The sequence below is a fragment of the Rodentibacter ratti genome, from assembly GCF_002000485.1.
Classification (GTDB): Bacteria; Pseudomonadota; Gammaproteobacteria; order Enterobacterales; family Pasteurellaceae; genus Rodentibacter; species Rodentibacter ratti.
On record NZ_MLAJ01000005.1, the window covers coordinates 126,895 to 143,176 of the forward strand.

At 34.7% G+C, this 16,282-nt stretch carries 15 protein-coding genes; 6 read left to right on the forward strand and 9 right to left on the reverse strand.

Annotated elements, in window-relative coordinates:
* The first annotated feature begins 65 nt into the window (after nucleotides 1-65).
* The 5 genes from BKG94_RS05610 to BKG94_RS05630 all read left to right on the forward strand — a co-directional run bounded on the left by BKG94_RS05610 (nucleotide 66) and on the right by BKG94_RS05630 (nucleotide 5,661).
* Complete coding sequence (locus BKG94_RS05610; protein WP_077435062.1) at nucleotides 66-779, forward strand: TerC family protein; 714 nt, start codon at nucleotides 66-68, stop codon at nucleotides 777-779.
* 129 nt (nucleotides 780-908) lie between these two features.
* The gene (gshAB, locus tag BKG94_RS05615; protein ID WP_077435064.1) at nucleotides 909-3,182 is read left to right on the forward strand and encodes a bifunctional glutamate--cysteine ligase GshA/glutathione synthetase GshB; all 2,274 of its coding nucleotides are present in this window, start codon (nucleotides 909-911) and stop codon (nucleotides 3,180-3,182) included.
* Between the two features lie 124 nt (nucleotides 3,183-3,306).
* Nucleotides 3,307-4,380, forward strand: coding sequence for a PhoH family protein (locus BKG94_RS05620; RefSeq protein WP_077435066.1), 1,074 nt, complete (start codon nucleotides 3,307-3,309; stop codon nucleotides 4,378-4,380).
* A gap of 10 nt (nucleotides 4,381-4,390) precedes the next feature.
* Nucleotides 4,391-4,858, forward strand: coding sequence for an rRNA maturation RNase YbeY (ybeY, locus tag BKG94_RS05625; RefSeq protein WP_077435068.1), 468 nt, complete (start codon nucleotides 4,391-4,393; stop codon nucleotides 4,856-4,858).
* A 17-nt stretch (nucleotides 4,859-4,875) separates the two neighbouring features.
* A complete protein-coding gene (locus BKG94_RS05630; protein ID WP_077435070.1) occupies nucleotides 4,876-5,661 on the forward strand; it encodes a Cof-type HAD-IIB family hydrolase in 786 nt (261 codons plus the stop codon).
* A gap of 182 nt (nucleotides 5,662-5,843) precedes the next feature.
* Here BKG94_RS05630 and BKG94_RS05635 read toward each other — a convergent pair whose 3' ends face one another.
* From BKG94_RS05635 to BKG94_RS05675, 9 genes are all read right to left on the reverse strand, one after another.
* Nucleotides 5,844-6,509 (reverse strand): HEPN domain-containing protein, encoded by a 666-nt coding sequence (locus BKG94_RS05635; RefSeq protein ID WP_077435072.1) that lies wholly within the window; start codon nucleotides 6,507-6,509, stop codon nucleotides 5,844-5,846.
* A gap of 304 nt (nucleotides 6,510-6,813) precedes the next feature.
* The gene (locus tag BKG94_RS05640; RefSeq protein WP_425272260.1) at nucleotides 6,814-7,125 is read right to left on the reverse strand and encodes an ion transporter; all 312 of its coding nucleotides are present in this window, start codon (nucleotides 7,123-7,125) and stop codon (nucleotides 6,814-6,816) included.
* Nucleotides 7,126-7,169: 44 nt separating this feature from the next.
* Nucleotides 7,170-7,616, reverse strand: coding sequence for an ion transporter (locus tag BKG94_RS05645; RefSeq protein WP_077435076.1), 447 nt, complete (start codon nucleotides 7,614-7,616; stop codon nucleotides 7,170-7,172).
* A gap of 175 nt (nucleotides 7,617-7,791) precedes the next feature.
* Nucleotides 7,792-8,187: an SMI1/KNR4 family protein gene (locus tag BKG94_RS05650; protein WP_077435078.1), complete on the reverse strand. Its 396-nt coding sequence runs from the start codon at nucleotides 8,185-8,187 to the stop codon at nucleotides 7,792-7,794.
* 15 nt (nucleotides 8,188-8,202) lie between these two features.
* Complete coding sequence (locus BKG94_RS05655) at nucleotides 8,203-8,880, reverse strand: HNH endonuclease (RefSeq protein ID WP_077435080.1); 678 nt, start codon at nucleotides 8,878-8,880, stop codon at nucleotides 8,203-8,205.
* A gap of 8 nt (nucleotides 8,881-8,888) precedes the next feature.
* Nucleotides 8,889-11,843, reverse strand: coding sequence for an ATP-binding protein (locus tag BKG94_RS05660; RefSeq protein ID WP_077435082.1), 2,955 nt, complete (start codon nucleotides 11,841-11,843; stop codon nucleotides 8,889-8,891).
* A 12-nt stretch (nucleotides 11,844-11,855) separates the two neighbouring features.
* Entirely contained in the window at nucleotides 11,856-12,425 is a 570-nt protein-coding gene (locus BKG94_RS05665) for a hypothetical protein (RefSeq protein ID WP_077435084.1), read from the reverse strand.
* Nucleotide 12,426: 1 nt separating this feature from the next.
* Nucleotides 12,427-14,763 (reverse strand): dynamin family protein, encoded by a 2,337-nt coding sequence (locus tag BKG94_RS05670; RefSeq protein WP_077435086.1) that lies wholly within the window; start codon nucleotides 14,761-14,763, stop codon nucleotides 12,427-12,429.
* A 49-nt stretch (nucleotides 14,764-14,812) separates the two neighbouring features.
* Nucleotides 14,813-15,697: a helix-turn-helix transcriptional regulator gene (locus tag BKG94_RS05675; protein WP_077435088.1), complete on the reverse strand. Its 885-nt coding sequence runs from the start codon at nucleotides 15,695-15,697 to the stop codon at nucleotides 14,813-14,815.
* Nucleotides 15,698-15,902: 205 nt separating this feature from the next.
* Here BKG94_RS05675 and BKG94_RS05680 point away from each other — a divergent pair, with 205 nt between their 5' ends.
* Nucleotides 15,903-16,253, forward strand: coding sequence for a helix-turn-helix domain-containing protein (locus tag BKG94_RS05680; protein ID WP_077435090.1), 351 nt, complete (start codon nucleotides 15,903-15,905; stop codon nucleotides 16,251-16,253).
* Nucleotides 16,254-16,282: the final 29 nt, after the last annotated feature.

The window sequence follows — 16,282 nt, forward strand, 5'->3', positions numbered from 1 at the left end:
TACTCATTGCTTTTCTTTATAAAGTGATTATGATCCGTTTTTTTGAATTTTTATAGGAACAAATTATGTTTGAATGGCTTAGTGATCCCGAAGCTTGGCTTTCTCTTGCAACACTAACCGCACTTGAAATCGTTTTGGGGATAGATAACATTATTTTTATTAGTATCTTAGTGGGACGTTTACCGGCGCATCAACGTCAGTCCGGTCGTGTTATCGGCTTATCTTTAGCGATGATCACCCGAGTTTTACTCTTGATGTCGTTAGCTTGGATGATGAAATTGACTCATCCGTTGTTCACTGTGTTTAATCAAGAGATTTCCGGACGGGATTTAATTTTATTCTTGGGTGGTTTATTCTTAATTGTCAAAAGTATCGGAGAAATTAAAGAAGCGCTCCATCCTGAAGAACATCATAAAAATGAAAGTCAAAAGAAAGTGAGTTATCTTGGTGTATTGATCCAAATAGCCATACTGGATATTGTGTTTTCCCTTGACTCTGTGATTACGGCTGTCGGTATGGCAGAACATTTACCGGTGATGGTTTTAGCGATTATTATTGCGGTAGGGGTGATGATGTTTGCCGCCAAACCTATCGGTGATTTTGTGGATACCCATCCAACTTTAAAAATTCTCGCTTTAGCATTTTTAATTCTAGTGGGAATCAGCCTCATTGCAGAAAGTCTTGATATACATATCTCAAAAGGCTATATTTACTTTGCTATGGGCTTTTCCGTAGTAGTGGAAATGTTGAATATCAGAATGAGAAAATTAATGAAATAGTAAAAAAGTGCGGTCAAAAATGATCGCATTTTTTATATAAATTAATATTTTTGATCTATTCAAATTTCTTATTTATTTTTCTGAAGAATCCAACCATAATACTAGGACATTTTTCTAAAAGGACTTACTATGAATATCCAGAACATAATTAAACAACATCATCTTGAATTACTTTTCCAACAAGGTTTATTTGGTATTGAAAAAGAAAGCCAGCGTGTCTATGCGGACGGTTCGATTGTAACGACTGATCACCCGAAGGCCTTTGGTAATCGTAGTTTTCATCCATATATCCAAACAGATTTTGCTGAAAGCCAGCTGGAATTGGTCACTCCGCCGAGTAAAACATTAGAAAATGCAATGCGTTGGCTTTCCGCTATTCACGAAGTAACGTTACGTACCCTCCCCGAAGATGAATATATTTTCCCATTTAGTATGCCGGCAGGGTTGCCACCGGAAAATCAAATCAAAGTTGCACAATTAGATAATCCGGAAGATGTGGCATATCGTGAACATTTGGTGAAAAGCTACGGTAAATATAAACAAATGGTGAGTGGAATTCACTATAACTTCCAACTTGATCCGGCATTTGTGCAAGCGCTATTTGAGGCTCAAACGGAACAAAAAAGTGCGGTAGATTTTCAGAATGATTTATATCTAAAAATTGCGAAAAATTTCCTTCGTTATCAATGGATTCTACTTTATTTATTTTCTGCTACACCGACAGTTGATAAAAATTACTTCCGTAACGGTAGCCCACTTAAACCCAATCAATATGTGCGTAGCCTACGCTCAAGCCAATTTGGTTATGTAAACGATCCGGAAATCAAAGTCTCTTTTGAAAGCTTACAATCCTACGCCGATAGCCTTGAACATTGGGTGAACAGTGGAAAGTTGATTGCGGAGAAAGAATTTTATTCTAATGTTCGTTTGCGTGGTGCGAATAAAGCCCGTGATTTAGTCAAAACCGGTATCCAATATCTTGAGTTCCGCCTTTTTGATCTCAATCCTTTTGCCCCTTATGGTATGACGTTGGAAGATGCGAAATTTATCCATTATTTCATTTTATTGATGGCATGGTTGGAGCACACGGCTGATCAAGATGACGTAGAATTAGGCAAAACCCGTCTTGCGGAAGTGGCTTGGGAAGATCCTTTATCACCAACGACCTACTCTGTGGAAGGGGAATTAGTATTACTTGAGATGCAAAAGATGCTTGAAGCTCTTCAAGCAAGTGATGAAATTAAAACTATCGTAAAAGACAAATTTGCACAATTTGCTAATCCTCGTGACACACTTTGTGCCAATGTTGTCGTTGCTATTGAGAAGTTTGGGGGTTATCAAAAATTGGGGGCGGATATTGCGAAAGGTAATAAGAAAAATGCCTTTGAACGTTTTTATGCCTTATCCGCCTTTGACAATATGGAGCTTTCAACCCAAGCATTAATGTTTGATGCGATTCAAAAAGGTTTGAAAGTTGAAATTTTAGATGAACGTGATCAGTTTTTAAGCCTGCAATATGGCGATCATATTGAATATGTGAAAAATGGCAATATGACTTCACATGATCGTTATATTTCACCCTTAATTATGGAAAATAAAGTCGTCACGAAAAAAGTGTTGGCAAAAGCCGGTTTTAATGTGCCGCAAAGTGTGGAATTTACCGATATAGAAAGTGCGGTCAAAAATTTCCCACTTTTTGAAAATCGGGCGGTGGTGATTAAACCAAAATCCACAAATTTCGGGCTTGGTATCACGATTTTCCAATATGGCGTACAAAACCGAGATGATTTTGCCAAAGCCGTAGAAATTGCTTTCCGTGAAGATAAAGAAATTATGGTGGAAGATTATTTGGTCGGCACGGAATATCGTTTCTTTGTGTTAGGTGATCAAACTTTAGCTGTATTATTACGTGTACCGGCAAATGTGGTTGGTGATGGGGTACATTCAATTAAAGAATTAGTGGCAATGAAAAATGATCACCCATTACGCGGTGATGGTAGCCGTACCCCATTGAAGAAAATTGTCCTCGGCGATATTGAAAAACTTCAATTAAAAGAACAGGGATGGACGATTGATTCTATACCCCCAAGGGATCTTATTGTGCAATTACGGGCTAATTCAAATATTAGTACCGGGGGAGATTCCATTGATATGACGGATCAAATGCACGAAAGTTATAAGCAGCTTGCCGTGGACATTTCTCATGCTATGGGGGCGGCCGTATGTGGTGTCGATTTAATTATTCCGGATTTAACAAAACCGGCTGAGCCTCATCTCCAATCTTGGGGCGTGATTGAAGCCAATTTTAATCCAATGATGATGATGCATATTTTCCCGTATGCAGGACAATCACGCAGAGTCACCTTGGATGTGCTCAAAATGTTATTTCCTGAAATGAAATAATATCGTCAATGGAAAAGTTGGCGTTTATAAAATGTCGGGTTTCGCCATCGGTGAAACCCGATGTAAATAGAATCAGATTAAGCTAAAATAGCCCCAAATTTAAATCACTCAACATCAAATATTAATGACAACATTTACCCTAGAACCTCAAGATAATACACGCCTTCAATCCCTTTGTGGTGCATTTGATGAACATCTCAAACTGATCGAAAAAGAGTTTAATCTGAGCATTGCCCGCAATAATTTCACTTTTACCCTTAAATCAAATGAAGATAACCCCAAACCCTACCACGAAAAACTCATTCAAAGTGCGGTTAAATTAATCCAAGATTTATATGTGGAAACTGCGCCGATCAAGGGGAAAGTGAATGAATTAGATTTAGAAGATGTGCACATTGCTCTACAAGAAAGCCGAATGCTTTCTCAATCGGAATCGACAAGAACGGAAAGTCAGGTTTATAGCACAACGATTAAAACCAAACGTGGTGTGATTAAGCCACGCGGGGAAAATCAAATTCAATATTTACATAATATTTTGACTCACGATATTAGTTTTGGTATCGGCCCAGCAGGCACAGGAAAAACCTTTTTAGCCGTAGCCGCAGCAGTGGAAGCCCTTGAGCGGCAAGAGATCCGACGTATCTTATTAACCCGTCCGGCAGTTGAGGCTGGAGAAAAACTCGGTTTCTTACCGGGAGATTTAGGGCAAAAAATCGAACCTTATTTACGCCCTCTTTATGATGCTTTATTTGAAATGCTAGGCTTTGAACGTGTGCAAAAACTGATGGAACGTAATGTGATTGAAATTGCCCCGTTAGCCTATATGCGGGGGCGAACATTAAATGATAGTTTTATCATTTTAGATGAAAGTCAAAATACCACAGTGGAGCAAATGAAAATGTTCCTCACCCGTATCGGCTTTAATTCTAAAGCAGTGATCACCGGTGATGTGACCCAAATTGATTTACCGCGTAGTACCAAATCAGGTTTACGCCATGCCATTGAAGTATTAGAAAGTGTCCCTGAGCTAAGTTTCAATTATTTTGATAGTCAAGATATTGTGCGTCATCCGGTGGTGGCAAAAGTGGTACAAGCCTATGAAGCATGGGAAATCCAAGATGAAATCCGCCGTAAAGCCTTAGCCGAAGAACGCAAAGCGGAGCGGGAAAAAGAGCGGTCAGTTTTAACCGAGAATTGAGAAGGATAGTATGGGAAATATGTTAATTGATTTACAGATCGCCACTGAAAATACGCAAGGTTTGCCAACGGAACAACAAATTACTCAATGGGCAACTGCAGCTGTGCAGCCGGAAATCGATAACGTGGAAATGACAGTGCGTATTGTAGATGAAGGGGAAAGCCACGAACTCAATCTCACTTATCGTGGAAAAGATCGCCCAACAAATGTACTTTCTTTTCCCTTTGAATGTCCTGATGAAGTTGAGTTGCCTTTATTGGGCGATTTAGTGATTTGTCGCCAAGTGGTAGAGCGTGAAGCCATCGAGCAAGAAAAACCACTCATGGCGCATTGGGCGCATATGGTGGTGCACGGCAGTTTGCATTTATTAGGTTATGATCATATCGAAGATGAGGAGGCCGAAGAAATGGAAAGCCTAGAAACACAGATTATGCAAAATTTAGGTTTTGCTGATCCCTATTTGTTAGAAAAAGAATGAAATGATTTGGAGTCACCATGTATAAAGCCGTATTCAGCGATTTTGACGGAACGCTATTAACCTCAGATCATAAAATTTCCCCAAGAACCTTGGCGGCAATTCAACGTATCACCCGCAATGGTATTCCTTTTGTTCCTATTTCAGCCCGTTCCCCCCTTGGTATTTTGCCTTATGCCAAGCAAATAGAACATTATAATGTCATTGTGGCATTTAGCGGTGCGTTGATTTTAGATCGAAATTTGACCGCACTTTATTCCGTGAATATTTCCTCAGAGGATATTCAAAAAATTAATCAGGTTTTGGCACAGTATCCGGAATTAGGTGTGAATTATTACACCAATGACGATTGTGTGGCGCGTGATGTCAATAATAAATGGGTCATTTTTGAGAAGAGTGTGACGAAGATTCAAATCGATCCTTATGATGAAAGTGCGGTTTATTCGCCACACAAAATTCAAATTATTGGTGAAACAGATGAAATCATTGAGATTGAGAAACGTCTAAAAGCGGCTTTTCCACATTTAAGTATTTTTCGTTCTCACCAAAATTTCTTGGAAGTGATGCATCAATCCGCCACAAAAGGCAATGCAGTGCGTTTTTTAGAAGATTATTTCCATGTCAAAATTGAGGAAACGGTTGCCTTTGGAGATAATTTTAACGACTTGGATATGCTGGAAAATGTCGGGCTTGGTGTGGCAATGGGCAATGCTCCCGAAGAGATCAAACAAGCCGCCAATCGTGTTACCGCAACAAATAATGAGGATGGATTAGCCCTGATTTTGGAGGAGATTTTCCCGGAATAAAAAACGATAAAAAAATAACCGCACTTTACCTGAGTATTGCTTATTTTAAGGCTAAGTGCGGGGTTTTATGAGTGAAACCGAATGCAGTAGGGAGGTCTATAAAATATAGGGATTGCCTAAACTAAAAGAGGGATTTGACCTTATCCCAAAAAGAATTTGTTTGGCTCGTTTATTTCCTTATTTTAATCCTTGACAACAGGGTAGTATGGTTTCCCCCAATTTATTTCTTGATGATTTTCCATCATGATTTGCAATATTTCAGGGATAAGCAAAGATAACACTCGGCAACCGTCTTTTAATTGCCCACGATTTGTTTGGCTATTATAGGTTGCTCCACCATGTAGGATTTGATTACGCAGAGTATATAAACGAGAAAAAACAACTCTTAGAATATAGGGGGTATCAACATTTTCTAAAGCCAAATAAGCTTTTTCTCTATTATTCTTGAAAGACTGTTTAAATTGCTTTTTTGAAATTTGTCCATTCTGATAATTCCAAAAAGTCTGATAGACAAATTTATTTTCAATTAATACACAGATAGCCTTTGCAAATTTATTCCAGATCAGATCATAAAGTCGCTGAGATTTATCACACTCACAAATTGAAAGTAAAAAGCGATTAAATTCTTTTCTTTCACCGGGATAAATATCCATCTCCCTTGCATACGCCGAATTAAATGAAATCCATAATGCAATAAATTGTGTATCCAAATCATCCAATTCTTTTGCATTTTCAGATTTTTCTAACCAACTAATTGCACGGTGAATCCGTAAACGGAAATCCTCGGTGTAATTGTCGATATTTCTATGTTCTTGGAAATAGGTTTTAAGAGTTTGGGCGGTAGGCATTGTTACTTTATCCTCTAGTATTTATTTCTAACAGATAATAGCATTATATTAAAATTTGTCCTAGATGATTAAGTTTGGTTACTTTTAATAATTAATCATATTTTAATTATATATATTTCAGATGTTTAGTAGATATTACAAAAATAATGTTTATATTCGTTTCTATGTGAGAGGTGGTTACCAAAGAGAAAGCAATAAATTTATTTTTATGCTAGTCTGGGTGTTCTTTATTTATTGCTTTCTCAAGATAAATAGTGTTTTTAACTATTGTTCTTTATAAGGAGTTAAGGTTTTCTCTAAAATATCATTGTTTAGAATAGTTTTTCTGAATGATATCTTTTAATTCTTTTATTTCATTTTCTAATAGATTAATTTTTTCAAATAGTTTGTCTTCTTTTTCTTGAATTTTTAAATGCATTTCATATTCTTTGATTTCGGTAATACAATCAACAATAATACCAATAGCAATATTTAAAACAATGTAGCTAGCAATAAGTAAAAAACTAATAAAAATAACCCAAGCATACGGATCTATTTGTAATATAGGACGCACAATGCCTGAAGACCAACTATCAAAAGTCATTATTTGAAATAGCGTGTAAAAGCTCTCCGTCAAACTACCAAAATATTGAGGGTATACATCACTATATAAATGTGTTGTTAATACCGCATAAATATATATAATACGATAAATAATAAAACTGCAACACCTTGCATAGAATGGAGAGATTTAAATAACTCCTGTGTAATAATCCGCATTTTAGGGATCGCAGATAAAAAACGTAATATACGAATAACACGGATAATTCTAAATACCGATAGCAGACCAAACTCAGCAAGTACCGAGATAAAAACAATCCCTAAATCAAATATATTCCAACAGCTTTTAAAAAACACTCTCCCTGTATAAATAACTTTAAACAAAATCTCTAAAACAAATATAGCTAAACAAAAATTACTAATTATTGTCAAATAATTTCCTATCTTATTAGAAATAGCAGGATAAGTATCTAGCCCAACGACAATAGCATTAACAATAATTAACCCTAGAATAAACTTATTTATCAACTTTATTCTATTAGATAGAATAGTGCTATATTTTTTCATGGTGTATAATCCACTTAAAATGAAATCCCATTACCACAATCAAGAAGATCCTAATAAATAAAATTATTAGTAATAGACATAATCCTCGTATCGTAAAAATTCACGATTATTATGGTATTGTTCAATTGATTGTAAAATTCAAAAAAATCGACCACTTGTGGTCGATTTTACTAGACTAATATAGTTTCTCTAAAAATTCGGAGAATGTATCCGCTAAAGGCTCAATTTGGTCACTTTCATGTTTCCAGTAAACGATTTTCCCTTGATAAAGACAGATAAGGTTACCCCCAGAATTACTCGCAAAGGCAACTAAACTTTTAAATTGTGTATCAAGCCCTAAAAAATCATAAATATTTTCAGTATCATCGGTATTAAGTGATAATAATTTTTTAAATTCGCACTCCTTTTCACTGACAGTATCAAAATATTTATTTGATGGTCTGCCATTATTAAATTTAAAAATAATCTCTTTGAGATCATTAGGAAATTGAATTCCTGCATTTTTTTCAAAATTGATCAAAGCATTTTTATCTTTGATAGGTTTAACATATTTCCACGTTAATTCTGTCATGACTCTTTTCTCCTATTATCTATGTTCAGAACCGCCACCCCAAATGGCTTTGCCACCTGTGTGTCCTGTTTTATTATGTATTGCAGTATCGACTAGCTGCATTTTACCTTTTTCTTCGTGATGATGCCAAGTATAACCATCAGGAGTATCCCCATTATCAATTTGCTCTAACTGCTCTTTTGAGAATTTAGATTTCAAATCAGGATTATTTTCAACTGCCTCTTTAAGATACTGATTACATTTTTCAAATTGCTTTTTATCTGATGCCTGAAGTAATTCATCACCTAATTGAGCATCGAAAGTAGACTCAAAAACAGGAAATACTCCCTTTACTTTTTCCCCATCAGCATTTTCTACAATTTTCTCTTCAAACATAACACCAGTTTCTGGGTGAGCCAGCCCCGCTAATGCTTCATTTCGACATGAAATACTTTTGATATCATCATTTACATCTTGAGTTTCTGATTCGATTGTATTATATCCATTTTTAGATATATCCGAATCTCTTGTTTTATTAACGATTTCTGCATCTAATGGGGGAAGTGTACTTATATCAGGAATTGAATCCATTTTTTCGTTTGATCCAGACTCATCAAATAACGGTAGTTCACTAATATCTGGCATTTTAAAAGGATCAACATCTATCCTTTCATTTAAAGGACGCACATCTGAAAGATTAAATTTTTCTAACATAGTAACCTCTACATAATGTTTGCTAAATGTTTCTGTACTTCAACAGATAAATCGACATTTACTCTGTCAATATGCTGTTGAATAATTCGCTGATAGAGATCCATTAAATAAGCATCATCTTTTTCTAAAATAGGTGATACTACATTTTGCTCAAGGCGATTTACTACTTCTAAGAAGTAATTTTTATATTCAACCCCTAATTGAGATTGCCTAATACTTTGAGAAATTTCAGTAAAATCTAACCGCTTGTTTGTTTTCTTGCTAAATAATAAGTCTGCCATATGTTGATTGAAGGCTTTTTTTGTCATTTCCAGCTCATTGACAGGCTTATATTCATACTGTTTTTCGTCTGAATTAAAATGATGAATATTACACAACACAGGCTCTAGCCAATCATTTTGATATACTACTGCCACGCCTTTTGCCAATTTTGCAATTTCTTCCAATTGCTCGTCTTTTACCCCCGCTGATTTCCCAGCTAATTGACGATCCGCCTCATCAGGCAAACGCATAATAATTTTAGTATTCGTATTGCGAATAGCCGAAATATCGACCGCACTTGGTGACTGGTCTGCAATAATAAAGCCCTCGCCATAAGTACGCATTTCGGCAATAGCATTTGATAGCATTTCCACTGCTTTACCTGCAACATTTGAGCCTTCACTGCTCTGTTCTGTCGAGGTTCGTTTTAAAATATTGTGAGCTTCTTCTAAAACGGTGACATGTTTAAGTGGTTGGTTCATGCCATCTGCATTAGACATTCTATGTTCGCTTAAACGCATCACTAAAATCCCCATAATCAGAGATTTTGTTTCTTGCGAACCGACACGGCTTAGGTCAATAATTACTTTTGAGTCAAATAATACGGTATTGTCGATCTCATTTGCCGAGAAAATCTGACCATTTAAGCCATTAGTTAAAGAACGCACTCGTGTAACAAGCGAACCAATGTAATTGCTTTTCATCTCGTCAGAATAGGCTGATGAGTTGATGACTTTTTCCAATGCACCTAATAAATCTATAAAACTTGGGAAAAGACTATCTGACACTGAGTTGCAAGAAGTTGTTAAATCCCAACCGCTTGTTTCATAAGCATTGAGCATCGCATCTTTTAATATCGCAGGCATTGCCGCATACATTGGCCAGCAGACATTAAAAATTTCAATCAATCGGTCAATATGCTCTAAAACATGTATCCCATTAGGGAATTTAAATGGGTTGATTTTAAGTAATTGTGCTTGTAAAGGGTTTGTACCAAATACTGAAACATCTTCATAATGTCCAAAAACGTGTTTGTATTCCCCTTTTGCAGGCTCAATCACCATAAATGGAATTTTATGCTGATCTAATTCATTAAGTAGTTGATAGACCGTATTACTTTTTCCTGAGCCTGTTGAGCCAGTTACAAATAAATGGCTAGATAATTTTTTTACATCTAAATTAACTGCTAGTTTTGTATCTTGCCATAAGTGGTAAATCGTACCTAAATGCACCGATTTTTCTGGCCTTTCTTTTTCTGTACCTGTTGTTTGAATGGAACGACCAAATGGCAGTGTCTCTACTACAGATACTGTAGAAGTAGAACAACGAGGAAACCCTAATTGAACAGCCATCTCTTTTCCAGAAACAAGTGTTGCCGGAGTAATATCATTATCATACCAATCTGAATGGAAACAGGGATGAGTTAAATTTCTTAGCCATTTGAAAATAGCTTTTGCATCTTCATCTCGCCAAGTTGAAAAGGTAGCTATTTCAGTATGAGATTTTTCTCCTCGCATAAGCCCTAAATAGATACTCGCAAGTGCTTGGCTTTGAGATTTTGTTTGACTAATAAAGTAAGTAGCAGTTAACCAACCACCGTAAGATTTTGCTTCTTGGATACGTTCTAGGTGTGTATCTACCAATTGCATCACTCTTTCAATACCTTTATTGAGCGTATCAAAAGCAACATTACGAGATGTGCTTTCACTAAACCCTATATTTTGTCCGAGAGTTTTAGTTTCTCCTTTGCTTCTTCCAACAGCGCTGGAACTATTCTCCCCTTCTGCCTTAGCAACACCATAAGCACTGGCCTTACCTAATCCACCATTCAAATTTATACCAACTTTGGGGTGTCCTATATTTATTCCACCTCCCAAGTTTATACTGTTAGTTTTAGATTCATTTACGGTAAGCGTGATGGAAGTCCCTGTTGTTTCAGTTTGGGTTAAACTTTCTGTAATAGCATTGCTAATGCTTTCACCAATACTTTGTGTTGCAGTATCATTAAATGAAAGCTGCTGCTTAATTAACGGAGATAATTGGGTCGCTATATTTGCATATTGTTTTTCTGCACTATTTAAATCAATGAGAGAAACGGGTTCTGCTAAAAATAATGCTTGAAAATCTTGTTGCTCTGCTGCATCAATAAACTTTTCTAAGCCTTGCATAAAATGCTCACGTTCATCTAAAGCTAATGAAGGCACGCTAGTTAAGCTGGTCACTGATCGATAGAAATCAAGCTCAGGCGACAACAATTCAAGTATTTCCGATGGTTTTGCTTCTTTCGTATATTGGCTTCCTGCAAAATGACCTTTTAATACAGCATTAAGTAAATCGCCCCCTTCTTTTCCTTGCCCCTTTGATTTTTTTACCCCTAAATAAAGTTGAGTAACATTATTTTTACAATCAAGCAGGAGAAAAACGGTATAGCCTTGTGTACCTAACGCATAATAAGTCGAAGTTAAACTTTCTAACATTGATTGTTTATTTTCAAGATTTATTCGCTCTAATCGAAATAAGCTAACATCACTAATACCTAATTTAAGTAATTGTTTTTCATCAAAATCTTTTACTTTATATTTTTCTAAATCAGATAAGTAATTTTTATTTAACCAGTTTTCACCTATATCTAGTATTGCTATTGCCTTATTGAATATCTCTTTAGCCGAGTTATTTTCAGACTTTGTAGCTATGTTTGACATAAAAACCTCATACTATAATAAACACCAAGTTAAGATTGCAAAAATTACGAGAACACCAATCGCTTTCTTAGGATTTTCTTTCATCCATTTTGTTGGGTTTTGTCTAAATTTACCAAATTCTTCTTGTATTTTCTCGGTCATTCCTTTCGGATGATGTTTCATTGGGTCAACAATGATTTTTTCATCTTCTAGAGTGCCCTGTAAATATCTTTTAACATCAATTAAATGAATCATTCTTTCTAATGAAAAATTCACAGTTAAGTAACTTTTATGATTTAAGAAGTAATCTGCTGTCCAGAGTTCTTTATCTATCTCAATATCTAAGTGAAGTTTTGACACTTCAAACGGAATAAAAATAGGTAAATCCTGTTCAGCTAAAAATAGCGTTTTAGTCATTAACTCTTCAAAAGATAATTTAGGTTCATTTAAATCCAATTTAATAATTGAACGCAATAAATTAACATTCCCACTTTTTAAGGCTTCTTTAATATTAGAATCTGGATTTTTAGCATATTGTGCAATTTTCTCCTTGCATTTTTCTTTTTGATCTGAAAGTAATTGATTGATATATTCATTTCTCATTTTAAGCTCCTTGTAAATGCTTATTTCTTTCTAATTGTTCTATAAAATAATTTAATTTGCTATTCAATGCTTCAATTGATTTAACGATATTTTCTAGAACCTCACCTTTTTCATCAATTTTTATCGCAATTTTATTCTGGGTATCTTCAAGTATTTTTTTTAATTCCTTTTTAAGATTCTGTTCTAATTGCTTACAATAATTTTCAGTTAAATTAGCCGCATTTTGTTTTAAATTATCACTCAACCTATAAATCTCGTTTGAAAAATTAACGTCTATACTTATTATTTTTTCTTTAAATTTAGATATATCAACAAATTTAAAATTACGCTTTATATATTCGTAATCAGAAAAATCCAACTTAAAAAAACCTTTAATTTTTTCCCACACGCTTTTTTTTCTTTTACCTACAATCTTTTCTTCTTCATAAATTTCTACATCATCTAAATGTAAATAATGTTGTAGATTTATAGTTTGTATACTGATATTTTTCATTATTTCAGTATCACTAAGATTATCAAATAAATCATCAAAATGATCAGAAACTATTTTTTCAAACTCATCATTTAGCCTTTCTAGAGTCTTAGTTTGAAGTTCAGAATCCAAATTTTCTACTCCAGCACGTAAATCAAAAATTAGATAGTTTAATTCTTGAGCCAATTCACTCATTAACTTGTTAGCTTCATCTAAAGATAATTCGTCCTCCTGCTTATTAAGCTTTTCTTGATACTTCGCAATTTCAGATGAAATTGCGGAGCTCTTTGCATTGAAAAAATTTGCTATCTCATTATCTAGTCCTTCTTCATCCTTTTTTAGCTCATCAATTCTTTGCTCAATATAGTTAGATTTTTTTAGTTTATCTTGAACGTTCTTGAGCCCTTTAGCTAACTCATTAAGTTCATCTAGACTTTTTCCCTTTAGATAAATATCAGTATCAACATTCGCTTTGATCTCTGAAATTATTTCTTCCATTGCTTTTATCATCTGCATAATACGATATGGTTCATTATATTTTTTAATATAATTCGAAATCGCCATTTCAACTGCTGGTATACCAGAACGCTTTAAAAGGCTATCTTCTAGATCTCTTAAGTCAGTTCTCATTGGCATATATCTTGATAAATCAAAACGTTCTTCTGATAAAATACATTTTTTTAAGCCATCAAGTCTTAGCTTTTGATTTTCACTTAATAACTTAATATCCAGCTCTTCAATTCTGGCTAATTTTGCCAACTCCGCAGTGATAGGATAAATTTCAGGGTTTTTAATTCCATGCCTAATTAAATAATCCTTCATATCTATAATCGTCTGATTTATATCTTCATCGTCAGTAAAGCATTCATCCATTTTGCTTAGCACAAACATAAAACGATCGGAAGCTAATTTCCCTTTACTCTTCATTTCTTTCGATATAGCTTTTAATAATTTATCATCATCGTTTGCTTCAGGGTTTTCACTGTTTAACAAATAAACAATTAAAGGATTATTTTGGGTATCTTTAACTTTCTTAAACATTATATCTGAATGCCTAAGCTTATTAGCACTATTTGGTCCCGGTGTATCACTTAAACGTAATTTTAACTTATATGGAACATCAATGTTTATTAAATTTCCTTCTAAATGAATGGTTGCAGTTCTTTTATCTTCGCTTATTTCTTCATTATCAATTTCTTTATTCCAACTAGCTATTAATCCTTTTGCCTCCTGAGCTTTTTCAGGTTTAGTTAAATCTAACTGAATATTTTTATCTAGATATTCACCGTTTATATTTTTACGAGAGACAATAAACTCACCTTGTTTTAACACAGGATTATGTAAAATTTCTGTAATTCCTGCAGTAGTTGCTTTTTTATGAGCAGGTAATAAATCACAGCCTAACATTGTGTTAATAAATGTTGATTTACCAGCAGACATTGTAGCAATAACAAGAACATCAAATACCTTTTCTTCCAATGTTTTAAAGGAATTGTGTTTTTCCATTTTCTCTTTAAAAATTGGATCTCCTTTCATGTCTTCTAAAAGTATTTCTAACTTCTCTAAACGCTCAGAAGCTGAAAATGGGATTGCATTTACTTTAAAGTTAATGTCAAATCCTTGAGATTTAGTAGCTCTTTCCACTATTTCGCTCATATCCCGACAATCTACTTCTAAACCTGTAAATTCAAAGTCAAATAATTTACAACCCTCTAATCTCTCTGACTCTGTATTAAAAAAGTCGCTAATCCAAGATTGTAGATTAAGGTGTCTGTAATCTCTCTCTTGTTCCACCCCATCAATTTTAAAAATCGCTTTATTTTCTGTTAAAAATGGATTATAGGTCAGTTGAATATGATGTTTCATAATTTTCCTTTTTGAGATTTAAGTTAATTTTAGTGTTCAATTATATTACCTAATTATTAGCCACATATACGCTCAATTTCTCTATCATTTTAGCTTGTAGTGCTTCGGGACTAATAATCGTCAAATGGGGTATCCAATACTGCACCAGTGGTACAATATCCAGTTCGTGGACATTTTCGCTGGCGAGAATCAATTCACCGTTTTCAGATTTATGTACCAATTTTTGATTCGGCAGTAAATTTCGGCGTAAGAAATAGGGAGCGGCGAAGGCGGAGACTTTAATAAGTACTTCATTTAATTGGTTGCCGTGGGAAATGCTGTCATTTTTTGTGATTTCCTCTAGCAGTTGCGGATTAGGCGTGAAAAATTCATCTAAAATATCGACCGCACTTAGTTGGGTAAAACAAAAGGTTTTTTGTTTATCTTGATCTGTCCCGATGAGATACCAAATACCATTTTTATTAATCAGGCTATAAGGGGCGATTTTGTAATATTTGCCTTCTTCGGTATTCAATTTCTTATATTTAAAACTAACGAAATTGCGTTGTTGAATGGCTTGTTGCAGTTGGTTAAATTCTTTTTCAAGATGATGAATGCTTTCATATTGAAAACCTTTAACTTGCACACTTTGGGTCAGTTTTTCTTGATAAAACTGTTGGTCGATTTTAGGGAATAAATCTGCCACGCTCACAAAAAGGGCAAAGCGTTGAATATCTTCTTCCGTGAGAAACCCCAGTCTTTGACGGTTAATTTTGTAGTATCTTGCGCCTTTTTCTTCCCATTCAAGAAAATCAAAGCGGTTTATATCACGCTGAATGGTGCGTAATGACACATTAAATTCTTCGGTTAATTGGTGAATATCAAGGCGAATCCCTTGATTGAGTTTGCTTAATATTTTTGCTAAACGTTGTGCGAGTTGGTTATTCTTTTTCATTTTTTACATCGTTGTGAATTGATGTCACATAATTTATCAAAAATTTTTTCATTTTAAGTGTCAGGTTGTGTCGAAAACAAAAATTTTTTTATTATTCTGAATATTTTGATTTTGTTAGACTTTTCAGGTCTAGTGAAGGAATTAAAAGTTGTTTATGTGAGAAAGTCAAGGTTTATTATTGCTGCTTTCAATATAGGGGAAAGCAATGCCGGACAAGAAACAACAATTAATGCTTACTGTTGGTCGTGCTATTACTAAATATCGTCAGGCAGCTGGGTTGACTCAGGCGCAATTGGCGGAAATTTTAGATATGAGCAATGATGCAGTATCGCGAATGGAACGAGGGAAAACCGTTCCTACTATTCTTCGTTTGGTAGAACTATCAGAGATTTTTCATTGTGAGGTTGCCGACCTTGTGATTGATAGTAGCAATCGATCAATGGATCAAGCCCGTCGTTTAGAGCGTTTATTACAAGAATTAGAAAATGATAAGCGCAGTGAATTATTGGATTTAGTTGAACGTTTGATCCGATGGGGGAGTGGAAAAAACAATTAAAGGGGAATATCTTTTTTTTCCAAAGATAT